Source organism: Mycobacterium sp. 23 (genome assembly GCF_048287075.1).
Taxonomy (GTDB): domain Bacteria; phylum Actinomycetota; class Actinomycetes; order Mycobacteriales; family Mycobacteriaceae; genus Mycobacterium; species Mycobacterium gordonae_B.
The window spans coordinates 3,813,962-3,836,657 of record NZ_JBLVUX010000005.1 but is presented as its reverse complement, the minus strand read 5'-3'; the positions used below and the strand labels follow the sequence as shown (position 1 = coordinate 3,836,657).

The 22,696-nt window shown below is 67.1% G+C and carries 22 protein-coding genes and 1 pseudogene; 8 read left to right on the top strand and 15 right to left on the bottom strand.

Going from position 1 to position 22,696, the window contains the following annotated elements:
* Positions 1–143 precede the first annotated feature (143 nt).
* Positions 144–1,043: an SDR family NAD(P)-dependent oxidoreductase gene (locus ACNQS7_RS18965; protein WP_418013742.1), complete on the top strand. Its 900-nt coding sequence runs from the start codon at positions 144–146 to the stop codon at positions 1,041–1,043.
* A 146-nt stretch (positions 1,044–1,189) separates the two neighbouring features.
* Positions 1,190–2,002 (top strand): alpha/beta fold hydrolase, encoded by an 813-nt coding sequence (locus ACNQS7_RS18960; RefSeq protein WP_418013741.1) that lies wholly within the window; start codon positions 1,190–1,192, stop codon positions 2,000–2,002.
* Between the two features lie 34 nt (positions 2,003–2,036).
* On the opposite strand, the gene ACNQS7_RS18955 is transcribed toward ACNQS7_RS18960, so the two are convergent.
* From ACNQS7_RS18955 to ACNQS7_RS18920, 8 genes are all read right to left on the bottom strand, one after another.
* A complete protein-coding gene (locus ACNQS7_RS18955) occupies positions 2,037–2,819 on the bottom strand; it encodes a DivIVA domain-containing protein (protein ID WP_418013740.1) in 783 nt (260 codons plus the stop codon).
* The gene (locus ACNQS7_RS18950) at positions 2,816–3,616 is read right to left on the bottom strand and encodes a hypothetical protein (protein ID WP_418013739.1); all 801 of its coding nucleotides are present in this window, start codon (positions 3,614–3,616) and stop codon (positions 2,816–2,818) included. Before ACNQS7_RS18950 ends, ACNQS7_RS18955 begins: the two co-directional genes overlap by 4 nt.
* 595 nt (positions 3,617–4,211) lie before the next feature.
* Positions 4,212–5,810 carry an FAD-binding protein gene (locus ACNQS7_RS18945; protein WP_418013738.1) on the bottom strand — a complete coding sequence of 533 codons (1,599 nt, stop codon included), beginning with the start codon at positions 5,808–5,810 and terminating at the stop codon, positions 4,212–4,214.
* Positions 5,803–6,579 carry a PP2C family protein-serine/threonine phosphatase gene (locus tag ACNQS7_RS18940; RefSeq protein WP_418013737.1) on the bottom strand — a complete coding sequence of 259 codons (777 nt, stop codon included), beginning with the start codon at positions 6,577–6,579 and terminating at the stop codon, positions 5,803–5,805. Before ACNQS7_RS18940 ends, ACNQS7_RS18945 begins: the two co-directional genes overlap by 8 nt.
* Positions 6,576–7,931 (bottom strand): aromatic ring-hydroxylating oxygenase subunit alpha, encoded by a 1,356-nt coding sequence (locus ACNQS7_RS18935; RefSeq protein WP_418013736.1) that lies wholly within the window; start codon positions 7,929–7,931, stop codon positions 6,576–6,578. The genes ACNQS7_RS18940 and ACNQS7_RS18935 overlap by 4 nt, the downstream gene beginning before the upstream one ends.
* 9 nt (positions 7,932–7,940) lie before the next feature.
* Complete coding sequence (locus tag ACNQS7_RS18930; RefSeq protein WP_418013735.1) at positions 7,941–9,701, bottom strand: N-acyl-D-amino-acid deacylase family protein; 1,761 nt, start codon at positions 9,699–9,701, stop codon at positions 7,941–7,943.
* A 116-nt stretch (positions 9,702–9,817) separates the two neighbouring features.
* The gene (locus tag ACNQS7_RS18925; protein WP_418013734.1) at positions 9,818–10,249 is read right to left on the bottom strand and encodes an ATP-binding protein; all 432 of its coding nucleotides are present in this window, start codon (positions 10,247–10,249) and stop codon (positions 9,818–9,820) included.
* Positions 10,250–10,297: 48 nt separating this feature from the next.
* Positions 10,298–10,675: an STAS domain-containing protein gene (locus ACNQS7_RS18920; RefSeq protein ID WP_418013733.1), complete on the bottom strand. Its 378-nt coding sequence runs from the start codon at positions 10,673–10,675 to the stop codon at positions 10,298–10,300.
* 292 nt (positions 10,676–10,967) lie between these two features.
* On the opposite strand from ACNQS7_RS18920, the gene ACNQS7_RS18915 reads away from it, so the two are divergent.
* The 4 genes from ACNQS7_RS18915 to ACNQS7_RS18900 all read left to right on the top strand — a co-directional run bounded on the left by ACNQS7_RS18915 (position 10,968) and on the right by ACNQS7_RS18900 (position 14,768).
* Positions 10,968–12,017: an ABC transporter permease gene (locus ACNQS7_RS18915; RefSeq protein WP_418013732.1), complete on the top strand. Its 1,050-nt coding sequence runs from the start codon at positions 10,968–10,970 to the stop codon at positions 12,015–12,017.
* A 3-nt stretch (positions 12,018–12,020) separates the two neighbouring features.
* Positions 12,021–13,013 (top strand): ATP-binding cassette domain-containing protein, encoded by a 993-nt coding sequence (locus tag ACNQS7_RS18910; RefSeq protein ID WP_418013731.1) that lies wholly within the window; start codon positions 12,021–12,023, stop codon positions 13,011–13,013.
* A 94-nt stretch (positions 13,014–13,107) separates the two neighbouring features.
* On the top strand, positions 13,108–14,190 hold the full coding sequence (locus ACNQS7_RS18905; RefSeq protein WP_418013730.1) for a catalase family peroxidase: 1,083 nt from the start codon (positions 13,108–13,110) through the stop codon (positions 14,188–14,190).
* A complete protein-coding gene (locus tag ACNQS7_RS18900; protein ID WP_418013729.1) occupies positions 14,190–14,768 on the top strand; it encodes a cytochrome b in 579 nt (192 codons plus the stop codon). The genes ACNQS7_RS18905 and ACNQS7_RS18900 overlap by 1 nt, the downstream gene beginning before the upstream one ends.
* On the opposite strand, the gene ACNQS7_RS18895 is transcribed toward ACNQS7_RS18900, so the two are convergent.
* On the bottom strand, positions 14,749–15,690 hold the full coding sequence (locus ACNQS7_RS18895; protein ID WP_418013728.1) for an alpha/beta hydrolase family esterase: 942 nt from the start codon (positions 15,688–15,690) through the stop codon (positions 14,749–14,751). The two genes, ACNQS7_RS18900 and ACNQS7_RS18895, sit on opposite strands and share 20 nt — an antisense overlap.
* Positions 15,691–15,766: 76 nt before the next feature.
* Here ACNQS7_RS18895 and ACNQS7_RS18890 point away from each other — a divergent pair, with 76 nt between their 5' ends.
* Complete coding sequence (locus tag ACNQS7_RS18890; protein WP_418016058.1) at positions 15,767–16,222, top strand: MarR family winged helix-turn-helix transcriptional regulator; 456 nt, start codon at positions 15,767–15,769, stop codon at positions 16,220–16,222.
* Here the strand turns inward: ACNQS7_RS18890 and ACNQS7_RS18885 are convergent.
* The 5 genes and pseudogenes from ACNQS7_RS18885 to ACNQS7_RS18865 all read right to left on the bottom strand — a co-directional run bounded on the left by ACNQS7_RS18885 (position 16,104) and on the right by ACNQS7_RS18865 (position 21,402).
* Entirely contained in the window at positions 16,104–17,519 is a 1,416-nt protein-coding gene (locus ACNQS7_RS18885) for an acyltransferase family protein (protein ID WP_418013727.1), read from the bottom strand. The two genes, ACNQS7_RS18890 and ACNQS7_RS18885, sit on opposite strands and share 119 nt — an antisense overlap.
* A 78-nt stretch (positions 17,520–17,597) precedes the next feature.
* A pseudogene (locus tag ACNQS7_RS18880) lies at positions 17,598–18,665 on the bottom strand (PE family protein); the annotation flags it as partial.
* Positions 18,666–18,681: 16 nt separating this feature from the next.
* A complete protein-coding gene (locus ACNQS7_RS18875; RefSeq protein WP_418013726.1) occupies positions 18,682–19,062 on the bottom strand; it encodes a hypothetical protein in 381 nt (126 codons plus the stop codon).
* Positions 19,063–19,159: 97 nt separating this feature from the next.
* Positions 19,160–20,332, bottom strand: coding sequence for a sulfotransferase family protein (locus ACNQS7_RS18870; RefSeq protein ID WP_418013725.1), 1,173 nt, complete (start codon positions 20,330–20,332; stop codon positions 19,160–19,162).
* Positions 20,329–21,402 (bottom strand): DUF1214 domain-containing protein, encoded by a 1,074-nt coding sequence (locus tag ACNQS7_RS18865; protein WP_418013724.1) that lies wholly within the window; start codon positions 21,400–21,402, stop codon positions 20,329–20,331. The genes ACNQS7_RS18870 and ACNQS7_RS18865 overlap by 4 nt, the downstream gene beginning before the upstream one ends.
* 17 nt (positions 21,403–21,419) lie before the next feature.
* Here ACNQS7_RS18865 and ACNQS7_RS18860 point away from each other — a divergent pair, with 17 nt between their 5' ends.
* Positions 21,420–22,022 (top strand): TetR family transcriptional regulator, encoded by a 603-nt coding sequence (locus ACNQS7_RS18860; protein ID WP_418013723.1) that lies wholly within the window; start codon positions 21,420–21,422, stop codon positions 22,020–22,022.
* Here the strand turns inward: ACNQS7_RS18860 and ACNQS7_RS18855 are convergent.
* Positions 22,009–22,581 carry a TetR/AcrR family transcriptional regulator gene (locus ACNQS7_RS18855; protein WP_418013722.1) on the bottom strand — a complete coding sequence of 191 codons (573 nt, stop codon included), beginning with the start codon at positions 22,579–22,581 and terminating at the stop codon, positions 22,009–22,011. The two genes, ACNQS7_RS18860 and ACNQS7_RS18855, sit on opposite strands and share 14 nt — an antisense overlap.
* Positions 22,582–22,696 lie beyond the last annotated feature (115 nt).

Below are 22,696 nucleotides of genomic sequence, written 5' to 3'. Positions count from 1 at the left end.
CGTGCGTTCCGTATAGTAGTGAAAAGCGGAGCGCTCGCCCCGTTTACTGAATACCTTACGCGATGATCCTGCGCAGAGGGTTGTGCTAACCCGCACTTTGCCGCCCTCACCGCAGAGTCAACTGCTCTAGCTAGGAGTTCCCCGTGACGAAATGGACCGCTGACGACATTCCTGACCAGACCGGCCGAACGGCGGTGGTCACCGGCGCTAACACCGGCCTCGGCTTGGAAACTGCTGCCGCGCTCGCCGCCCACGGCGCACGCGTGGTCCTTGCGGTCCGCAACCTGGAAAAGGGCAAGCAGGCCGTCGACCGGATCACGGCCGCGACGCCGAGTGCCGACGTCCAGCTTCAAGAGCTCGACCTCGGCTCACTGGCGTCCGTGCGCGAGGCCGCGGCGCAACTGCGTGCCACCCACGACGGTATCGACCTGCTGATCAACAACGCCGGCGTCATGTACCCGCCCAAGTCGACTACGGCAGACGGTTTCGAAATGCAGTTCGGCACAAATCATCTGGGCCACTTCGCGTTGACCGGGCTGCTGCTCGACCGGCTGCTGCCGGTCCCGGAGTCGCGTGTGGTGACGGTCAGCAGCGTCGGGCACCGCATCCGCGCCGCGATCCATTTCGACGACCTGCAGTGGGAGCGCAGCTATAGCCGGGTCGGCGCGTACGGACAGTCCAAGCTCGCGAACCTGCTCTTCACGTACGAACTGCAGCGCCGCCTGGCCCCGCACGGCACCACCATCGCAGCGGCGGCGCATCCGGGCGTCTCCGACACCGAGTTGACCCGGCACCTGCCCACGTTGATCGCACGGCTGGGCAAGCCGTTGTTCCAGCCCGCCGAGCTCGGCGCGCTGCCGACGCTGCGAGCCGCCACCGACCCTGCCGTCCAGGGCGGCCAGTACTACGGACCCGACGGGTTCCAGGAAGTCCGCGGTTACCCGAAACTCGTTGCCTCCAGCGCACAGTCGCACGATGTGGAACTGCAGCGCCGGCTGTGGGCGGTGTCGGAGGAGCTCACCGGGGTCAACTACGACGTCTAGACCCGACAGAATGGGTCGATGCAGGCGTTGCGGAACATCATCCTGTTGACGTCCATCGCCGCGGCGGCGCTGGTCGGCTGCGGCACGGTGGCGCCCGGCGGCCGGCCCGCGCCGGGGCAGCCTCCAGCGGCGAATTCGCCGGGCCGGTGGACATCGGCAATGGCCGGCATCTGTACCTGCAATGCCGTGGCCGCGGCGCTCCGACCGTCATTCTGGAATCCGGCTACCACAATTCGTCGGACCCGTGGAGTCAATCCGACGCCGGCGAGCCTGCCAGGGGACCCGCGGTGTTGCCCGCGCTGGCCGGCTCTCACCGGGTTTGCGCCTACGACCGGCCCGGGACTTTGCGCAACAACTCCGACCCGCCCACCCTCTCCGATCGCAGCTCAGCGGTACCGATGCCGCGCACGGCGAGCGACGTGGTCAGCGATTTGCATTCGCTGCTGGAGGCCGCGCACCTGCCGGGCCCCTACGTGCTGGTCGGTCACTCGCTGGGCGGGCTGTTCATTCGGCTGTATGCGCAGACCTACCCCGAGCAGGTGCGCGGATTGGTCTTCGTCGACGCGTTCGCGGCCGAGATCCCGGACTTGCTGGGATCCGATTGGCCGGCCTACCGGCGGGCGCTGGACGGACCACTGCCGCAGTTCACTCATTCGCCGTCCTTCGAAATCGTCGACATCGATCGCAGTGTCGCGCAGGTCCTCGCGGCACCGGCGCTGCCACCAGTTCCGGCTGCCGTGCTGACCAGGACGGAGCCCTTCATCATTCCGCCCGACCTCCCCGTTGAGGAGGGCGAGAAATTGGAGCAAGCCTGGCGCGACGGCGCCGCCGACCTGGCCGCGTTGCGCCCGCAGACCCCGCGGATCTCGGCGACCGGCAGCGACCACTTCATCCAGGTTCACCAACCTGATTTGGTCGCTGCCAGTGTGGGTTTGGTGATTCAGCGATCCGTCCGTTGATCGGCGGGACCGCACTGGCGGCGGGGCCAGCGACTCAGAGATGCGATTCTGCGTTGCCCGGGCGCGAGGAGCGTGTTGCCGGAGTCCCCGATTCATCTGAAAAAAACTGCCGTGCAGCACCATTCGGACGGCGCTCAGGAACGGGTCCGCCGTCGTCATCCGGGCTCGCGTTGTTTGGTTTGTCGGGCGGCGCCTGGGCAACGCTTCGTCGCCGGTATGCCGACTCGAGAACCGCCGGAACGTTAGCGAGGTTGCGGTGTACCGCTGCGAGCTGCTGAAGGGTGGAAATGTGTTGACCCGTAACCATTGCGGCCTCGCGCTCGGCGTCGAGAAGAAGCTGCGACGCGGAAGCGCCGGCTTCAGCCAGTAGCCTGTCAGCCTCGGCGCGGGCCGCGACGACGATGTTCGCCGCGTCGGCATGGGCTTCGCTGAGCAGTGCCTCGGCAGCGGCTTGCGCGTTGTTCACCAGTGCGGCCGCCTCGTCAGCGGCAGCGCTTTGCATTTTCGCTACTTCGTCGACCGTCGTGAGCAGCAATTTCGAGATCCGTTGGGCCACTGCCTGTGGAGACGTCGACACGTCGTACAAGGTGGCGACTTCCGTCTTGAGTGCAACGATCTCCTTGTGTGCTTCGGACAACTGATCGCGCAGTAGCTGGTTGTCGTTGAGTAGCGACTGCTTCGAATGGGCCTCTAACCAGAGGAACTCATCCACCGCAGTCTGCTCGTAACCGTTACGGACGCGGGGAAACTTCGGACCGCCGTGAGTCGTCACTGGTGTGCCTGCCTTGATCGCGAGGGACATGATTTGCGTCGTCATTGACCGCGAGGACCCGGGCCGCCGGCGCCGCCGACCACACTGCCTTCACCGGTGGGTTCTCCGGCAGCGCCTCCTGCCGCGACAGCGCCTCCGGCTGCGGCAGGACCTCCGGCTGCGGCAGCGCCTCCGGCTGCGGCAGCACCTCCGGCTGCGGCAGCACCCCCGGCAACCGCGCACGCTGCGGCTGCGGCGCCGCCGGCCCCTACCGCACCTGGTAGTGGAACCGCCAGCGGTACGGCGGCCGGCACTGCCAATGGCACCACCGCGGGCACCGGACCGGGTAGGACTACCGGGTCGGCGACCGCGGCACCTATGGGTGGCACCGGCCCACCCTTGCCGGTGGGGGCCGGGCCCCCGCCGGGTGCCGGATCCGCCGTACCGACTTGCCCCACCGTCGTTGCCGCACCGCCACCCGCCGCGATTCCGCCACCGGGTGAGCCTGCGGCCGCCCCTGCGGCCGTGCCTCCGCCAACCGCGCCACCCGCACCAGCAGGACCCACAGCACCGCCGCCGCCAGCTGCAGCCCCGGCTCCGCCCGCACCAGCCGCGCCGCCAGCGGCAGCTGCGGCTCCGCCCGCACCAGCCGCGCCGACGACAGGCACTACCAGAGGAACTGCCCCGGCGATCGGAACAGGCACCGCACCGGCCACCACTGGCCCGGGCAGCACGACGGGCGCAGCGACCGGGGCCGGCTGCTCAACACAGGCCGGACCGCCGGCGATAAATGGGAGGGCCCGGACACTGGGACTGGTGGCGAGTGTGGTTGCGCAAAGGGCGGCGCCCGCCACGACCGACATTTGAATTAGTCGAACCACTTTCACGGAAGTATCTCCCTTTTTTGGGCTGCAGTGTGCTCACCGCCAGACGGTTGTTCCGAACCGTATGCCGCACGGTGAATAATTCCTAGGGTCCGAATAACTTTGTTTATGAAACTGTTGTTATCGGAGCCGCAATGGGTTCATTTCGGCTGACGGATAACATGCGATACCGCTAATTGCATCGGTGTTATTAAGCAGCTGTGTATCGCGAACGCGTTTCGCGCAGTCGCGTCGTGGTACTCACCGCGTCGCTCTGCTGGCGCAGTCCGGTCCTTTGGCCTGCAAATACCGTCCGAGCATGGCGCTCTGCCGTTAGAGCCGAGAGGCCACTGAATAGATTTAAGAAAACGTATCTGTCTCACGTGGGACTTGCATGTCTTGATCCGGATTAAATTGTTCCGCTCCGCACATTTTTGATTTTTGCACTACAAATTCGTCCACTGGATATCGCAGAGTCATGCGGGCAGGCAATCAATATCCCGGCTGCGCGGCATTGTTCCGCCGAAATTTGACTATGAATACATCACGCCGAACACATATCTGCGTAGCGTGTGCCTCGGAAAGATTCTGTCCTTTAAACCTGAACGGTAGCGGCATGCTTGCCGGCACGCCGACCGGCGTACACGCAGTCGGCCAGCGAGAGCCCGCTGACGTAGGAGTTGGAGCAGATGCCCGACGCGGTGCGTCCCGCGCTGTACAGGCCGGGAATCGGCGAACCGGCTTCGTCGAGAACGGCGCCGGTGCCTTCGTCGACGCGGATGCCGCCCAAGGTCAGCATCGGTGTCGGGTTGAGCAGGTTTGGCCGGATCGAGATGTTCAGCAGCGTGAAGGGCGGCTTGCTGATCCGGCGGACGAAGTCCGCCGGCTTGCCGACCGGGTCCGCGGCACCGCTGTCGATGGCACTGTTGTGCGCCTGCACGGTGGCGACCAGACCATCGGCGTCAATGCCGGCCCGCCGTGCGACCTCCCGCAGGGAGGCGCCCTTGACCGAGTCGAAGAACATCAGCGCCGCCGACTGGGCGCGCTGAAACCACAACGGCTGCTTGATCATTTGCTGACGCGCCTCTTTCATCAGCGACGCGTCGGCAACGAGCCAGCCCTTGCCTTGGTGGTGCCGCACCAACTGGTAGCCGACTGCCGCGCCGTAGCGACTCTCGTCGATCACGCGCTGACCCTGCTCGTCGACGATTATTGCACTGATGAAAGCACTTGGGGGCGTGATGAATCGCCATGCCGACACGTTGTCCATCCGCTCGGTGACAGCGCCGGCGCGCTGCGCCATCGCGATACCGCTGCCATCGTCACCGCTGGTGCCGAGCTGAAGTCCGCCTAAGTATTGGGGCGCAAAGCGTTTGACCCATTCTGTGTTGGCCATGTAACCGCCGGCGCAGATGATCACCCCGCGCCGCGCCTGAATCCGCACCGGTCGGGCGTAGCGCCGCTCGAGATTGCGCAACTGCCGTTCCATCTGCGCGCGCAACGGCGGGTAGTAGATGCCCGGCTTGGTCGACAGTCCGGCCAGTCTCGAATAGCGCTTCTGGATGCGCGGCGGCGCGTGGCGCATCGTCGTGGCCTGCACCCCGATCACCCGGCCGGCGGGGTCCTGGATAAGCCGGTCGACCTGGGTGTGCGGCTGGAACCGAACCCCGAGGCCCAGGGCCGATTTGGCCAGCGGCTCATACATCTTCTTGCCCGAGGTGCCCTTGCCCTTCACACGGTGTCCGCGTTGCACGGGTGGCGTAACGGCGCGGAACGCACCGGCGTTCTCACTGCCAGAGTGGTACAGATAGTAGTGATTGTTGGGGTACGACGTCTTGTACGGGCACACCGTGGAATCGAACGGCACGCCGTAATCGCTGAGCCAACGGATCATTTCGGGGCTACCCGCCACGAATGACTCCAGGGTTTGCGGGCTTACGGCGTCGCCGACTTCGAGGCGGAGATACGTCAGCATCTGCTCGTAGCTGTCGCTCACACCCGCCTGCTCCTGCACCCAGGTGCCGCCACCGGCGTAGACGATGCCGCCGGATACGGCGGTCGACCCGCCACCGTTGGCGCGATCCAGCGCCAGCACGTCGGCCCCGTTCTCACGGGCGGCGATGGCCGCGCAGGTACCCGCCGCGCCGAAACCCACCACCAGCACGTCGGCTGATTCGTCGAAGCGCTCAGGCATCGGCGGGCGCCCCTTCGTCTGCGTCATCGATATCGACGACGACCGCGGTGACGTTGTCCGGGCCGCCCGCCTGCAGGGCCGCTTCGATCAGTGCCTTGCATGCGTCGGCCGGCTCCGGATGAGAATCCAGGATCTGCGCCAGCGAAGCGTCGTCGATGACGCCGTGCAGCCCGTCGCTGGACAGCAGCAGCCGGTCACCCGGGCGCACATCCACCGCCGCCGCGTCCGGTAGGGCTTGCGGGAACATCGCCACATGCCGGGTGAGAATCGCCCGCGCGGGGTGGCGCTCGGCTTCCTCGATCGAGACCTCGCCGGCGTCGATCATGTCCTGAATCACGCTGTGGTCCCGCGTGATCTGCTGCAATTCTTGTTCGCGGAAGAGATATGCCCGGCTGTCACCCAGGTGGCCGACCAGTGCCCGCCTGTCCGCGACCAGGATGGCCACCACCGTGGTGTTCGCGCCGGCGGCGCGGTCGTCGGTGGCCGCGAAAGCCCGGAAATCGTCACAGTATTCGACGATGGCGCGGCCCAACAGGTCGGCGGCGGCTCCGCCGTCGAGGTCATCGGGTTTGAGATGCCGGCTCACATACGTCGGCAGCAACTCCACCACCAACGCGGCCGCCAGGGCGCCGTCGGTGCTGCACGCCACGCCGTCGGCCACGATGAACAGTGACTGCTCCGGATAGGCGCCCCAGCTGTCCTGATTGGTGGCGCGGATCCGGCCGATGTCGGACAGGCCGGCGAATTTGCGCACCCGGGCGGCCGTCATCGCAGGCGGCCGGTGTCGCCGCCGGTCATCCGCTCGGATTCGGGCAGATCGAGATAGCGCTCCAGGTTGCGGTGCATGTTGATCACCCGGCGCTCTTCGTTGGACAGCACCAGGTGGGTGAAGCCGGGCTGGTGCAGGCCGCGCTGCAGGCCCGGAAGCACCCGGATGTCCTGGGTGAGCACGATGCCGGGTTCGGCGTCCGCGGCTGAGATCCGGACGTCGGTCGGCTTGTTGCGGCCGGCTCCCGGCGCCATCCGCGTCATCAGGAACATGGTCAGCTCACCGTGATCGGGGTCGGCCCCGGGCCGGGACGTCATGATGGTCAGGTGGTCGGCGTTGACCAGAAACGTCATGTTGGGGAACACGTTGTACTGGTGCAGGCGGGTGACACGGTCGGTGTCGGCCCAGTCCAGATTGACCCCGCGCCCGGCGGCAAACGCCCGGGTGCGGGCCGCGATCAGGTCGGCGACGGTCTGTCCGGGCTCGCGCTCGGCGGCGGGAAACGGTGTGCCCTCAGCCGCGCCCATCAGGGCGCCCTGAGTGTAAACGTAAGCGTCCCAGACTTCTTCATCGCTCAGCGCACCGTCGAAGCGGGGGCTCTGCACTCCGTACGGCTGATCGGACTTACCCGCATGTCGCCAGATCTGTTGTGGCGCATGAACATCGTCTACACAGCGCAACAGTTCGGGGTGCAGGGTCTGGATGTGGTACGTCTCGCTGTAACCGTCCGCGATCGTCTTCCAGTTCGCCTCGACCTCCACGGTCAGCGTTGCGTAGCAGCGGAAATCGTCGATTCGGCACCAGGCGATGTCCCGTGGAATCTCATCCAGGTATTCGACGAGCGGCATCGCCTCGAGATCGAGGTTGACGAAGACCATGCCTCCAAAGACGTCCACTCGGGCCGGGATCAAGGGGAAATCGGACATCCGCAGCGCGCCGAACCCTTTACGGCCGGGCACCCGCTTGAGCGTGCCGGCCAGATCCCAGGTCCAGCCGTGGTAGCCGCACTTGAGTTCGCGCAGCTCCGAACCCGAACCCACGCACAGCGAGTTGCCGCGATGGCGACAGGCGTTCTGAAACGCGCGCAGCTCGCCGTCGTCGCCGCGGACGATCAACACACCGTATGGGCCGCAACGGTATTCGAAGTAGTCACCAGGTTCGGCCACGTGGTCGAGCATGCAGGCCACCTGCCACACCTTTGGCCACATCCGTTCGACCTCCAGCGCGGCGAACGCGGGGGAGTAATACCGCTCGGCCGGCACCCGGGTGGGCGAGGGCGGCGGGGTGCCGATCGCGTCCTCTCCGGCACGGGCGGGGGCCTTCGCGCCGGCGTGGACAAGGCGTGTTTTCACGAAGGCAGCTTAACGCGCCCCGCGTACCAGGCGGCCCGGACGGGCGCCGGTGTCGACGTCCTTGCGGCGAGTCACCGTGCCACTGACGATCGTGGCCGCATATCCGCTGGCGCCCTGCAAGATTCGGCGCCCACCGGCCGGCAGGTCATAGGCCATGGCCGCGGGGTGCAGGGTCAGGGCGTCCAGATCGATGACATTGAGGTCGGCCTTCTTGCCCGGCTCGATGGTGCCGCGATCGGTGAGACCGAACAGATGGGCGGTATCACGCGACTGCTTGCGGATCACGTACTCCAGCGAGAGCTTCTCGCCGCGGCTGCGGTCCCGGGCCCAGTGCGTCAACAGGAAGGTGGGATATGAAGCGTCGCAGATCATCCCGCAGTGGGCACCCCCGTCGGAAAGACCCAGCACTCCGGCGGGATGCAGCATCATCTCGCGGATCGCGTCGTGATTGCCTTCGGCGTAGTTGAACAGCGGCAACATCAGCATCGCCGTCGCGTCGCCTTCGAGCATCAGGTCGTACAGCGTGGACAGCGGATCCTCGCCGCGCGCGGAAGCGATGGCGGCGACCGTGCGGTCGGGGGTGGGCTCGTAGTCCGGCGGGTTGCCGAGCGCATACAGTCGTCCGAGCGAGTGCTGCACCATCGCGAACATGCCGTCGAACAACACGCTCGGGTCCAGCGGTAGGTCGTCTTCGGACAGGATCGCGGCCTTCACCGCGGGATCGGCCAGCCGCTGAGCAAGCTCTTCGCGGCTGCATTCGGCTTTGAGCCTGCGGTATGTCGGCCGGTGGGTGAAGCCGTGGTGGCCCTGGAACCCGATCATCATCCCGAACGGTCGCGCCGCGATCTGCGGGTGTAACCGACTGCCTTCAGCGTGCGCGGCCGCCGAGACGTCCAACTGCTCGCGCCAGAGGTTCGGGTCGGCGTCGACCTGGATCAAAGCGAAGGACACCGGCCGGTCGATCTCCCGGCTCAGCCGGCGCATCCAGGCCAGTTCCTTCTTGGGCCCGACGATGTCCTCACCCGCCGCCCCTTGCGGCGCCAGCTCGAACACCGCCTGGCCTCCGGCGGCCATCGCGCGGCCCAGTCCGAACAGCTCCTCTTCGGCGGCGAAGGTGCCGGGCACGGGTTCGCCGTCCATCGCCACATGCGCGAGCGTGCGCGACGTCGAGAACCCGAGCGCGCCGGCCTCCACCGCCTCCCGGACCAGCCTGCCCATCGCCTCGATGTCTTCAGGGGTGGCCGGCTCGTTGCGGGCGCCCCGCTCGCCCATCGCATAGGCGCGGACGGCGCCGTGGGCGACCTGGCTGCCGACGTCGACGGCGAACCGCTGCTTGCCGATCGTCTCGAGGTACTCGGGGTAGGTCTCCCAGCCCCAGGTGATGCCCTCGGTGAGCGCGGTGCCGGGGATATCTTCGACACCCTCCATCAGCCTGATCAGCCAGTCCTCGGTGCCGGGCCGGACGGGGGCGAAGCCGACCCCGCAGTTGCCGGTGACCACCGTTGTGACACCGTGCCCGCTCGACGGCTCCAGCAGGCTGTCCCAGCTGACCTGGCCGTCGTAGTGGGTGTGGATGTCGACGAAGCCGGGCGCGACAACGTGCCCCGTCGCATCGATGGTTTCCGCGGCCGCACCGGCGAGCCCGGGACCGTCGGCGTCGCGGCGCTCAACTTCGACGATCTTGCCGTCCTTGATGCCGATGTCGGCGCGATAGCGCTGCGCACCGGTGCCGTCCACGACGGTGCCACCGGTGATTTTCAGATCGAACATGGGGGCCTCCGAGGCGGGAACCAAAGATTGCTCATTACGCTACGACGCGTAGCGTATATAGCGACGTTAGGCGTCGCACCCGCCTCAGTCAATGAATCCGGACCAAATCTCGAGTGTCAGCGAGCGGGCGCGGTCAGGCGCTTCCACGTCAGCGTGACCTGAGTGCCGTGCGGCGTGCCGTGAATGTCCGCTTCGTCGGCCAGGACGCGCATCAGTGGGATCCCGCGGCCCCGGGTCAGGTCTCGTGTCCCCGCGCGCTGGCGCCACCGGCCCCGATCCTGGACCGTGACGGCCAGGGTGTCCGATTTGGCGTCATAAGCCGCGCTGACGTCCATCGTCCCGGCATCCGGGGTGTCCCGATACGCGAATTCGGCGGCGTTTGCCAGGGCCTCGCTGACCGCCAGCACCAGGTCGCTGAACCGCTCGGCGCCCAGCGTGAAGTGCCGGTCGAGCCAGTTGCGGAACTCGACTCGGATCCGGTGAGCGTTGAGCGCATCCGCAACCACCCGCATACGGACAAAGCGGGACCGGTCGTCGAGAGGCGTCATGAGAGGGCCGACGGTCAGCGTGTCCTGCCCTCCCGGGTACAGGCAGGTTCAAGCACCGGCGATCCAGCTCAGCGCGTTATCCAGGGTGCGGTGTAACGACAGCAGGCTGTCGATACCCATCAGTTTGATCGGACGGCTGGTGGCCGGGCCGTCGGCCACCACCGCGAAGCGCGTCGGCGGCGCCACCTCGGCCTGCCCGTTGACCAGGACGCTCAGCCCCGCAGAGGCCAGGAACTCGACCTTGGTGAGGTCGACGATCAACGCCGCCGGGTTGGGAGCCAGTGCCGTGTGTATCGCCTCGGCCAGCGCCGGAGCGCTGAGCATGTCCACTTCGCCCGAGACGGCGAGCACCACGGCACCGTCCGTCTCGTACTGTTCGACTTCGAATGGGGCTCGATTCACTGAATCGCCGGGTTGATCGACCATGCTGTATCTCAAATCCATCCTTGCGGGAAAACGCTACTTTTCAGACAACCACGCAAAACCGGGGCTGTTGCTTCAACCCGCCGAACACCGCCGGATCCTGCGCCGGCAAAAGCGGCACGACGGCAGTTAACCGCTGTCAATTCTAGGTCACGCGGCAAAAAGGCCCGAATCGCGCCGCGGGCCGGCCGCGCCCGGACGGCCATCGGCACTGGTGGGCCGGTCCATGACGCCACCCACCCGTTGTATGACGAACCCCGCTCCCGGGGCTTGTGCACGTTGGTAGCGTCTGGGGATGCTCTTTGCTGCCCTGCGCGATATGCAATGGCGGAAGCGACGCCTCGTTATCGCCATTGTCAGCACCGGACTGATCTTCGGGATGACGCTCGTGATGAGCGGGCTGGCGAATGGTTTCACCGTGGAGGCCCGTAACACCGTCGATTCGCTGGGGGTCGATGCTTTCGTGGTGAAGGACGGCTCGGCCGGACCTTTCCTGGGGTCGACCCCGTTCCCCGACGTCGATCTGGCCAGGGTGAGAGGCGAGGCCGGAGTTTCGGCGGCGGCGCCGCTGGGTTGCGTCGGGACGATCATGAGAGAGGGCTCGTCGACCCGGAACGTCACGGCCTTCGGGGCGCCCGAGCACGGACCCGGTATGCCACAGGTTTCGGAAGGCCGGGCGCCGTCCCGGCCCGACGAGGTCGCCGCCTCCAGCGTCTTGGGCCGCCACCTCGGCGACACCATTCAGGTGGGTGCGCACACCTTGAAGATCGTCGGCATCGTGCCCAACTCGACGGCGCTGGCGAAAATCCCCAATATCTTCCTGACCACCGAGGGCCTGCAGCAGGTCGCCTACAACGGACAGCCCATGGTCACCTCGATCGGCGTCGACGGCACCCCGCGGGCACTCCCGGACGGCTACCGCACTTTCGACCGCGACGGCGCCGTCAAGGACCTGATCCGGCCGTTGAAGGTGGCGGTGAACTCGATCACGATCGTGGCGATCCTGCTGTGGATCGTGGCGGTGCTGATCGTCGGATCGGTGGTGTACCTGTCCGCGCTCGAGCGGGTGCGCGACTTCGCGGTGTTCAAGGCGATCGGCACACCGACGCGGTCGATCCTGGCCGGGCTGGCGCTACAGGCGCTGATCGTCTCACTACTGGCCGCGGGGGTAGGCGTTATCCTTTCCAAGCTGTTGGCGCCGTTGTTCCCGATGGTCGTCGCAGTGCCGTCACTCGCCTACCTGCTACTTCCGGTCGTCGCGATCGTCATCGGCCTGCTGGCCAGCCTCGCCGGGCTGAGACGGGTGGTGGCCATTGATCCCGCTCTCGCGTTCGGAGGTCCCTGACCGGTGGGTGATCTGAGCATTCAGAACCTGGTCGTCGAGTACTACAGCGGCGGCTATGCCCTGCGACCGATCAACGGGTTGAACCTCGATGTGGCGTCCGGGTCGCTGGTGATCCTGCTCGGACCGAGCGGGTGCGGGAAGACGACACTCCTGTCCTGCCTGGGCGGCATTCTGCGGCCCAAGTCCGGGGCGATCAAGTTCGACGATCTGGACATCACGACCCTCGACGGCGCGGCGCTGGCGAAGTACCGGCGGGACAAGGTCGGCATCGTCTTTCAAGCGTTCAACCTGGTACCGAGCCTCACCGCACTGGAGAACGTGATGGTGCCGATGCGCGCGGCCGGGATGTCCCGGGCCGCTTCGCGCAAGCGTGCCGTGGAGTTGCTGGAGCGCGTCAACCTCGGTGACCGGATGAAGCACCGCCCCGGTGACCTCAGTGGCGGGCAGCAGCAACGCGTCGCCGTCGCCCGCGCGATCGCCCTGGATCCGCCTTTGATCCTGGCGGACGAACCCACCGCTCACCTCGATTTCATTCAGGTCGAGGAGGTGCTCCGGCTGATCCGCGAACTTGCCGACGGTGACCGGGTAGTGGTGGTGGCAACCCACGACAGCCGAATGCTTCCACTGGCCGACCGCGTCGTCGAGCTGACGCCCGACTTCGCCGAGTCCGACCGGGAACCGGAAACGGTAGAGCTGGCGGCCGGCGAGGTGTTGTTCGAACAGAGCACGATGGGCGAGCTGATCTACGTGGTGAGTGAGGGCGAGATCGAGATCGTGCACGAAATGGCCGACGGCGGCGAGGAACTGTTCAAGGTGGTCGGACCCGGAGACTACTTCGGTGAGATCGGGGTGCTGTTCCACCTGCCGCGCTCGGCCACCGCGCGTGCCCGCACCGCGGCGACCGTCGTGGGCTACACGGCGCCGGCGTTTCGGGAGCGGCTGGGAACCGGCGGGCTGCGGGACCTGATCGAACACCGCGCGCTGGGCAGCGACTGAATTACCGGTTGAACGGATCGCGGCGGCGCTTCGTGGTGCGGTGTGAGCACCGATCCCTGAGACTGTGTCGGGACAGCTCAGAGAGGACGGCGGAATGGAACCGCGCGACGACGACGAGTCCCGGGGGCGCTCCGCGCTGAGCCGGCGAGGGGCGCTGCTGGGGATGGGCGCGGTGGCCGGGTTCGCCGCGGTGGACGTCGGCACGTTCGCCTACGCCGGTGGCTGGCTGCGGCTCGACACGCTGACCCCTGGACGGTTGACCGATCGTTTCGAGGATATTTACGGCCACCACAACGGCTTTCGCCGTAACCACGCCAAAGGGCTCAGTGCCACCGGCACTTTCGAGAGCAACGGGTCGGGTGTGAGCATCTGCCGGGCGACGGTGTTCAGGCGCGGCACGGTACCGGTGATCGGCCGGTTCTCGCTGGGCGGCGGGCTACCCGATCAGCCCGACAAAGCCGATACCGTCCGTGGTCTGGGCCTGTTGTTGCAGACTTCGGACGGCCAGCAGTGGCGCACCGCCATGATCAACCTCCCCGTCTTCACCGACAGCACGCCGCAGGGGTTCTACGAGCGGCTGCTGGCCGGCAAACCGCAACCCGACACCGGGAAACCGGACCCGCAGCTCATGGCCGCGTTTCTGCAGCGCCATCCGGAAACCGCGGCGGCGATGAAGATCATCAGGCAGTCACCGCCCAGCGCAGGTTTTGCCGACAGTACGTTCAACGGGCTCAATGCTTTTCGCTTCACCAGCGAGTCGGGTGCAACCGTTGCGGTGCGGTGGTCCGTGATTCCGCTCGACAACGGCGGCCCGGCCGCCACGCCCCCGCCGACCGACAAGGACTACCTGTTCGACGAACTCATCCGCACGGTGGCGCAGCGACCGGTGCGCTGGCGCCTGGTCCTGACCGTCGGTGAGCCCGGCGATCCCACCGACGACGCGACCAGGCCCTGGCCCGCGACGCGCCGCACCATCGATGCCGGCACCATCACCATCACCGCGGTACAGACCGAAGCGCCCGGCAACGCCAGGGATATCAACTTCGACCCGACCGTACTGCCGGACGGCATGGCTCTGTCGGATGATCCGATTCCCAAGGCCCGGGCCGGCGTGTACGCGCGCTCCTTCACCCGGCGCGCCGGAGAACCGAAGTCGCCCAGCGAAGTTCGCGTCTGATGGCCGAGAAGAAAGCCGCGGCACCACGTTTCGCTCTCCCGTCACGGATTCTGCACTGGCTGATGGCGCCCATGGTGATCGCCCAACTGCTCATCGGGGTGACGATGGTCGCGTCGCTGAGCCTCTACCCGTTGCTGCTGGCCATCCACCGCCCGCTGGGTGTGCTGATCCTGATCTTCGCGGTGATCCGCCTGATCAACCGGTGGACCCACACCCTGCCGCCGTTCCTGGCCACCATGGGCCCCGCCGAACGCCGCATCGCCTCGTATTCGGAGTATCTGTTGTACGGGTTGCTGTTCGTTCAGCCGCTGACCGGGTGGGCGATGCTGTCGGCGGCACGCAACCCGATTGTGTCGCTGGGCCCGTTTCACCTGCCCGGCATCGCGCCACCCGACATCGACGTCTACGCGGTGCTGCGCCAGGCGCACGGAGTCTTCGCCCTGCTGCTCTTTCTGGCCTTCACCGCACATGTCAGCGCGGTTCTCTTCCACACCTTTGTCTTGCGCGACCGGATCATCGACCGAATGGCACTGTGGCCGGCCAAACGTCGCGAACCGCTTAGCGGTGGTGCTGACTGAAGAACTGCCAGATGGTGTCGGTGGCGTCCAGCGCGGTGGACGGTTGCGGAAGCCCCAACCGTTCCAAGATGGGCCCGCGGACTCCGCCGGGCCACTGGTGGCCGGCGTCAGCCACCGAGATCAACTCGACGGTGCGTCCCTCGGGGCACGCGGCCGTCTCGGTGGTGACCGCGCCGCTGGTGGTCGAGGTCGGTGCCGCGCAGCTGTCGATCGTGCGCCAGGCAGCAGTCACAGTCGGCACCGGTGGTCCGTCGACCCGCGGAGTCCCGTTGGCTTTCAACGCCTTTCCAGGACCGCCTTGATAGGGGACACTCGCATCGGCGGTGCCGTGGATCTGTAGTACCGAGGTGGGGTGCGCCCGCGAGCAATCGGTGACCAGGGTGCCTGCCACCGGTGCGATCGCCGCGAACAGGTCGGTCTGGCACGCCATCCGCAGTGCCATCATGGCGCCGTTCGACATTCCGGTGGCGTAGACGCGCGCCGCGTCCACGGACGTCTGGCGCTCGATAGTGGTGACCACAGCGCTGATGAATCCGACGTCGTCGAGATTCGTTTCGGACGGATTGCCGCAGCACGAACCGGCGTTCCAGGCGCGGCCCTGGCCATCCGGGTAGGCCACCAGGAAATGACCTTTGTCGGCCTCGGCGTCCCAGTGGTACGAACCTTCGGCCTGGGCGCCATTACCGAAACCACCGTGCAGCATCACCACCAACGGCGCGGCACCCGTCAACCCTTGCGGCCGGTACACGTTGAACGTTCGGGAGGCGCCGGCCCACTCGATGCTCTGCGAGGACTTGCCCACCGGGATGGCCGGGTGCTCCGGCGATCCGACGGCGTGGCCACCGCCGAAACAACCACCCAGCAGGACGGCCAGGGTCGCGATGAGGACAACGATGCCGGCGCGGGCGGATCGAGATGCCATCAGCCCATCGTGACAGCCTGAATCGAGATTGACAAGAAGCTTGTCAAAATTCAATCTGATGGCAGACTCTGCAGTCATGCGACGTCAGGACGCAAAGTGGGAACCCACGGTGCCCGCCCTGGTGCAACGGTTGGCGGCTGCCGGCGGCCCACGGCTCAAGCACGCATTCGCGGTCGCCGGGCTCGACGGGATTCGGCCGGCGCAGGCAGTCGCGCTGGTGCCGTTGGCGACCGGCGGACTGCACGCCTCGGATCTGGCCGAGCGGCTGGGGGTGAGTCGCCAGGCGGTCGCCCAGGCCGTCACGGCACTGGAGCGCCACGGCTATGTGACCCGTGGGCCGAACCCCCACGACGCGCGCACCAGAATCATCGAGCTCACTCCGCGCGGTCGTCAGACGCTTCGCGTGATGCGTTCTACCGCATCCGAATTAGAGGCGAGCTGGGAGCAGAAACTTGGGCAGCGCCGGCTCGGCGAATTGCGCGCGACGCTGCAGCTGCTGCTGGACGCCCCGGCTTCCGAAGGCGACCGGTGATGCCGACCACCGGCAGTTGGACGGTCAGCAGCCGGGCGGCCAGCAACGCGGCGAGCATCACCGCGACGCAGATCAGGCCGTCGTCCTTGAGTCCCCACTTAACCGCGGCGAGCAGCGCCGCGCCTGCCACGCACAGCAGTGCACCGCCGGCGCTGCTGCGCCGGACCGACGGGGCCGCGGGGGCGCCGTCCCAACCGGGCAGCGGGTTGTTCTCCAGCGGGCGCAGCGCCACGAACAGCACTGCCACCACCCCGATCATGATGAAGAGCTGCTCGAACGTGACGGCGAGAAAGTCGGGCCGGCCCGGGTAGCGCGGGTGCCCGAAGCTGTCGAAGAGCACGTGCACGGCCAGCAGTGCCGGCATGTGCCACAGGTACAGGGTCATCGCGCCGGAGTTGCCGATCGCCGTGAACCACCACACCCGCGGCCGCCGCGCCCACCGGTTGATCGCCGGTGCCGCGGCGATGGCCAACGCGCTCAACACAATCGCGTGCCCGGAGAGCAACAGTGACGGGGGGCTCATGTTGGGCAGGCGCATGCCCTCGATGCCGACCAGGCTCAGCTCGTAGGGTCCCCAGGTCAGCAGCGCGATATTGACCGCCAGCATCGCCGCGGCCGTGGCCAGTGCCGCACGTCCGGTGAGCAGCCCCCGGCGGTAGGCCACACCGAACATGCCGGGAATCAGCCAGACCGCCATATTGAGGTAGCCGAGTGGCGCCACCGCCCAGCGCAATCGGGCGGCGTCAATGACGGCAGCCAGGGTGTAGACCCCGATGACCCCGGCCGCCAGCCGGGCCGGTGTGGTGATCCGCGCCAACACCGGCATCGCGGCCAACACCAGCACGTAAACGCCCAGGAACCAGAGCAATTGGATGCTGATCCCGGCGACCGGCTCGTAAACATGTTGGGGCAGAACGGGATAGAGCGCCATCAGGGTGACTGCCCAGAATGCCAAGTAGTAGAACACCGGCCGGAACAGCCTCGTGCAGCGCTTCATCAACCAGGCGCCCCAGCTACTACCGGGCTGCCAGGACGTCACGCATGCGGCGGTGCCGGCGAAGAAGAACAGCGGCATGATCTGGAAGATCCAGGTCAGTGCCTGGAACACCACCGACGTGGTGAGCAGGTTGTCCCAGATCAGCACACCTCCTCGGATGATGCTGACGGCCATCACGGTATGGCCGGTCACCACGCCGATCAGGGCGGTGATACGGATGACGTCGATAGCGCGATCACGGTCGGAGGGGGTGCGCGCATCCAGTTCGGTGGGGCTGGGAAAGCCCATCAAAATGGTCATTCAAGCAGCTTCGCCGCTCGGCGCGGGGCGGCGCCTGCGTAGTTCTACCCGTCTCGGCGGGTAGCTCTACGGGCCGAGTCCGTCCGCGCCCTGCGCTCCGGCGCGGCCGAGATATTGGCCGCCGCTGCCGCCCGCGCCGCCGTGCGCGGGGTCGAAACCGGTGCCGCCGGCGCCGCCGTCGCCACCGTCGCCGACGAACTGCGCGCTGCCGCCGCTGCCGCCGGCTCCGCCCGACCCGTTGGCGACGGAGGCTTCCCCGCCCTGGCCACCCCGGCCACCGTTGCCGAACTGCCCGCCATCACCGCCGTCACCGCCGACCCCGCCGCGCAAGGACGTGCTGGATCCGAAACCGTCGCCGCCGGCTCCACCGCTGCCGAAGAACTGGCCGCCGTTGCCGCCGTTGCCGCCGTCACCACCGCCCGCGGGACCGAAGGCGCCGGCGCCGCCGGCTCCGCCGTTGCCGAACCACCCGGCGCTGCCGCCCTGGCCGCCCCAGCCGCCGGTCATGTTGGCAGCGCCCAGTCCGCCTTGTCCGCCGGCCCCGCCGTTACCGAACAACCATCCGCCGGATCCGCCGTTGCCACCGGGCGGCGCGATCTTGTTGATTGCGGTGCTGGCGCCGCCCTGACCGCCGTTGCCGCCATTGCCGATGAATCCCGCGGAACCACCGCGACCGCCGAACTGGCCGGGTCCGCCAGAGCCGCCGTTGCCGCCGTTGCCGAACAACAGCCCGCCCGCCCCACCGGCCTGACCGGTTCCTGGGGCGCCGTCGGCTCCGTTCCCGATCAGTGGTCGGCCGGTGGCCGCCTGGGCGGGCGCATTGACAGCGTCGAGCAGGGCTTGTGGCGCGCCCTGCAGCAACGCGGCGATGTTCGTCGACTCCGCGGCGGCGTAACTGCCTCCTGCGGCATTGAGTGTCTGCACGAACTGTTCGTGAAAGACGGACAGCTGGGCGCTGGCCAATCGATACGCCTGAGCGTTGCGGCTGAACGCCGCCGCCACCGCGGCAGACACCTCGTCGGCACCGGCTGCCAGCACGTGAGCCGCCGGCCCTGCCGCGTTCGCGGCGTCCAGCGCCGTGCCGATGCGGGCCATATTCGTTGCCGCGGCGGCCAGCAACTCCGGCACGGCCGTCAGATAAGACAATTCGCCGCCCCCGGCCTCACATCGGCGCGGCGTGCAGAGTCAGGGTGAAGAAGAGATAGGCGATGCAGAACAGGAAGTTGAGGGCCACGAGTATCAGGCCGGCGCAGATGACCGCGTGCCGGCACCGGCGCTGTAGGTGCGTCGTTCTGGCGGCCTTCTTCTCCCGGAGGTACTGAGTAGCGATCAGGGCGAAGTTGACGTCGGTCAACTCCCGGTCAGCCACGGTTGTTCCGGTCACCAACTGTTGCAGGCGCTTCGGCGGGACGTGCACGCCGACTTGCGCGAAGCTTCGGCTGAGCCGTCGCGCCTGCCTGCGGCCGAGATACTGACCTCGCATCTGTAGCTGGTGCGAGAGTCTCCGTCGTTCGTCGCCCGAAGGGTTCGACGGGGTCGTCACAAGCGGGAAGTCTATGTCCTAGATCACATTCTGCGGAACATAACGAATTCATTTCTTCGATTGATTTTGGTCTTCGATTGATTGTGGCCGGCGCCGCTCACCGCAACTCCTCGGTGGGCACCGCGTAGCGCTCCTGGTACGCGCTCACCCGCTCCCGAACCTCGCCGGCGATCAGGCCGGTGTCCGACCAGGTGTAGCGACGGCGCCCGCCATCGCCGGGATGGGCTGCCAGGAAATCGCGCATCCGTTGCTCGGCGCTCGGGGTCAGTTCGCGGCCCAGCTTCCGATAGATGCCGCGGATCGTGGTCCAGGGATCGCGGATGAAGTCCGCGTAATGGATGTCGATCACCTGGTCCGTGGGGAGCTTGCCGCTGTCGCGCAGTGCCATCTCGCGGTCGAGCCCGACGGCGATCTCTTCATAGGACTGGGCCGCGCACTCGGTGATGTCGGGTGCTTCGCTGGCCATCCGGCGCAGGTGGTGGGTCAGGGCGGCAATCGACGAGATGACGTTGAGCGGATCCCGATGCGTCTGAACGATCAACGCGTCCGGGTACTCGGCGAACAAGGTGTCAAGCTGCCACAGGTGTGCCGGCGATTTCAATAGCCACTGGCCGGGCACTCCGGATTGCAGGTGCTGCAGGAAGATTCGGTGGAAGCGGTAGGCGCCTGCGTGGTCTGCCTCATAGAGCAACCAGCGGTAGTAGCTCGGCAGCCGGTACTGGACCGAGAAGATCATGCTGGTGAACTCGCAGGCGGTGATGCGAACACACTCCTGGCCCACCAATGCGCCCATCGGATGGAACGCCATGAACCCCGGGATGATCTGCTCGGACATCTCAATGGCGGCCTGGGCGGCCGCGATCCGCGGGTCATCGTGGTAGGTCTCGGGTCGGGGCACCGGGCAGGGCGCGTCGACCTCCCAGGTCAGCGGCGCCCGCAGGTCTGGGTCCTGGGCGAGCAGGTCGTAGAGAATGGTGGTCCCGGTTCGGGGCTGGCCGACGATGACGATCGGAGCATCGATCCCTTTAGTCGCGACCTCCGGATGTTGCTTGCGCCAGTCGATCACGTCGAGGCGGTTCTTCAGGGCACGCATCAGGTCGAGATAGGCGACCTCCACGCCGATGGGCGACAGCCGCGCCTCTTTGACGAGCCCGTCGGCGACCAGCTCGAGTCCGTGCTGCCAGCCGTCAGCACCGAAGTCGTCATGCCCCGTTTCCTCGCACGCGGTCGCGATGAGCCGTTCCGGCGCGAACCGCTCGTGCAGGGTCACGGTTGCTCTCCGCGATTGCGCACCGACACCGAGACGTCCGGTGGTGACGGATTGTCCAGCCAGCGCAGGACGATGAAGCCGCGATGACGGCCGCCGGTGTCCAGCCAGTGGCCGAAACCGAAGTCCTGAGCCGAGATTGCAACGCGCACCCGCCCGTCGGCGTCGGGTTGGACACCGCGGTTGGTCACCGAGCTGTGCCGCCGGCGCGGCTCGAGGCATTCGTGCCAGATGCTCTCCAGCGTGACGTTCCAGTACCGGGTGTCGGGCGGGCCGATGTCGAGTATGAGGGCCTGGTCCGGGTCGAGACGGAACGTGCCGATCATGTAGAGGTTGTCCGGGGTGGTGTCGGCCGATCCCAGGTCGGCCGCCTCGGCGGTCACCAGCGTATTGGGCTGATCAAGGAGTTCCGGCTTGATCGTGCGATGCAGTGTCACCAGCTTCATCAGGGTCCAGGCCATTGCGGTGAACTGATCGGCCAGCTCGCTCTGGGTCAGCGGCACCACCGGGTCCGCGTCCAGGGCTTCGATGTGCAGGGTGGCCAGCCGCTCGGCGGCGCGGTCGCCGATGTACTCCCGGACGACGAGGGACGACGCGTCCGCGGGGATCTGCAGCCAGTGCGCGCCCGCCCTGGCGGCAGGCTGGTCGGCGGACAGGATGATCTCGAATTCGTCTGACCCCAGCCCGGTATCGCTCAGGTACGCCGCCATGCGCCTGGGCGTCAGCCCGGTGCCGGCGAGTATCTGGAAACCGAGATAGGCGCTGGTGCCCCGGGTACCGGTGATCCGGTAGCGCCGATCGCCACGGATCATCGCGAGGTAGTAGTTGCCGTCGGGGTTGGGACCGCCGATCATCCGGTTGGGCGTGGACATGTCGAAGAACGACGGCTGCGCGGTGTCCGCTTCGACGGACAGCTGCGAGCACAGCGATGACACCCGCGCGATCACGCGCAACCCCTCGAGCAGTTCACGCTCGGATGCGGCGTCCTCGGTCACGACGTTGGTCGCGTTGACGAGCATCTGCTGGAAGAACTGCCACGCGGCGAGCGCCTCCGGCGCCTCGACTTGAGTCATAGTCTCATAATTAGACTATGACTCAGGAGTTGGCCAGTAGTTCGCGCGAATCGCTGTCCGCACGGCGGCGCGCCGCTACGCGTCAGCGCATCGCGACAGCCGCGGCACAGTTGGTTGCCGAGGTGGGGCTGGCGGGGGCCACGGCGGAGCGCATCGCGGACGCGGCCGACATCGGGCGTGCCACCTTCTTCCGCTACTTCAATTCCAAGGAAGACGCCGTCGCGGAAGGTGTGAACGTCGACTGGCTGCAGCGGATCACCACCGCACTGGCCGGCCAGCCGGGCGAGCTGTCCGCCATCGAGGCTGTGGTCGGCGCGTTCAGCGACCTCGCCGACGGTTTTCCCGAGATCGAGAACCAGGTGCGCGAACTGGCCATGCTCACCCGTTCTTCGGAGACGTTGGACGCCTGGACCCTGCACATCTATGTGCGGTACGAGGCGGTGATCGCCGACCTGATCGCGCCGCGATTGCCGGAGTTGGCTCCGCAGGATCCGCGGCCCCGTCTCATTGGCGCGTTGGCGATGGCCACCGTCCGGCTCGCCCTGGACGACTGGCTGGTGCACGGCGGGTCGCTGCCCGACCGGGTGCGTCAGGGCCTAAGGGCGATCACGATCGGATGAGTGACGCGACGATCAGGCGGGTCGTGTGTTCAGCGCGTTGCGGCGAATAGCGTTGCGCGTCAGAGAGAATCGGATAGACCACGCCGCCGACTATCGCGTCCGCGGCCGACTCGGCGGTGGCCTCGTCGATGTCGTCGGCCAGCAGGCGGGTCCGGACGCTGTCGTGCAGCGGCGTGCTGAACCCGGCGCGAAGTTTGACGGCGGTGTCCTCGTGCTCCATCCCCGCAGCGGTCAGAATCCGTAACATCGCCGCACCGCGGTCGGTGGTCAGCGTGGTGGCGAGCTTGCCCACCCACTCCACGAGATCGGCGGCCAGGTCGTCGGTGTGATTCATCGAGGCGAGGATCCGGTCGGCGTCTTCGAGCATGACGTCGGCGACGAGGGCGGGACGGCTGCGCCACCAGCGGTAGATGGTCTGTTTGCCCACTCCGGCCCGGGCGGCGACCGCTTCGATGCTCAGGCCGTCGAAGCCGCGCTCGAGTAGCAGCTCACGTGTGGCGGCCACGATCGCCGTGCGCGACTTCTCGCTGCGGCGCCGAGGCGTGAGATCGGTGGGCATCGCTCGCCTTTACAGAACAGGACCCGGCAACGTAATCTTCGACAAGACGAGACGGTTCGTCTTGTAAGGGGAGAGGATAGCAGTCTGTGCGGCCGAAGCCGAGCCCTTGCACTCC

What these genes read in the sequence shown, in the direction of transcription:
- ACNQS7_RS18955 (WP_418013740.1), bottom strand. Translation starts at nt 2,819, where the DNA reads ATGACGACGCAAATCATGTCCCTCGCGATCAAGGCAGGCACACCAGTG.
- ACNQS7_RS18950 (WP_418013739.1), bottom strand. Translation starts at nt 3,616, where the DNA reads ATGTCGGTCGTGGCGGGCGCCGCCCTTTGCGCAACCACACTCGCCACC.
- ACNQS7_RS18945 (WP_418013738.1), bottom strand. Translation starts at nt 5,810, where the DNA reads ATGCCTGAGCGCTTCGACGAATCAGCCGACGTGCTGGTGGTGGGTTTC.
- ACNQS7_RS18940 (WP_418013737.1), bottom strand. Translation starts at nt 6,579, where the DNA reads ATGACGGCCGCCCGGGTGCGCAAATTCGCCGGCCTGTCCGACATCGGC.
- ACNQS7_RS18930 (WP_418013735.1), bottom strand. Translation starts at nt 9,701, where the DNA reads ATGTTCGATCTGAAAATCACCGGTGGCACCGTCGTGGACGGCACCGGT.
- ACNQS7_RS18925 (WP_418013734.1), bottom strand. Translation starts at nt 10,249, where the DNA reads ATGACGCCTCTCGACGACCGGTCCCGCTTTGTCCGTATGCGGGTGGTT.
- ACNQS7_RS18920 (WP_418013733.1), bottom strand. Translation starts at nt 10,675, where the DNA reads ATGGTCGATCAACCCGGCGATTCAGTGAATCGAGCCCCATTCGAAGTC.
- ACNQS7_RS18915 (WP_418013732.1), top strand. Translation starts at nt 10,968, where the DNA reads ATGCTCTTTGCTGCCCTGCGCGATATGCAATGGCGGAAGCGACGCCTC.
- ACNQS7_RS18905 (WP_418013730.1), top strand. Translation starts at nt 13,108, where the DNA reads ATGGAACCGCGCGACGACGACGAGTCCCGGGGGCGCTCCGCGCTGAGC.
- ACNQS7_RS18900 (WP_418013729.1), top strand. Translation starts at nt 14,190, where the DNA reads ATGGCCGAGAAGAAAGCCGCGGCACCACGTTTCGCTCTCCCGTCACGG.
- ACNQS7_RS18895 (WP_418013728.1), bottom strand. Translation starts at nt 15,690, where the DNA reads ATGGCATCTCGATCCGCCCGCGCCGGCATCGTTGTCCTCATCGCGACC.
- ACNQS7_RS18890 (WP_418016058.1), top strand. Translation starts at nt 15,767, where the DNA reads ATGCGACGTCAGGACGCAAAGTGGGAACCCACGGTGCCCGCCCTGGTG.
- ACNQS7_RS18885 (WP_418013727.1), bottom strand. Translation starts at nt 17,519, where the DNA reads ATGACCATTTTGATGGGCTTTCCCAGCCCCACCGAACTGGATGCGCGC.
- ACNQS7_RS18865 (WP_418013724.1), bottom strand. Translation starts at nt 21,402, where the DNA reads ATGACTCAAGTCGAGGCGCCGGAGGCGCTCGCCGCGTGGCAGTTCTTC.
- ACNQS7_RS18860 (WP_418013723.1), top strand. Translation starts at nt 21,420, where the DNA reads ATGACTCAGGAGTTGGCCAGTAGTTCGCGCGAATCGCTGTCCGCACGG.
- ACNQS7_RS18855 (WP_418013722.1), bottom strand. Translation starts at nt 22,581, where the DNA reads ATGCCCACCGATCTCACGCCTCGGCGCCGCAGCGAGAAGTCGCGCACG.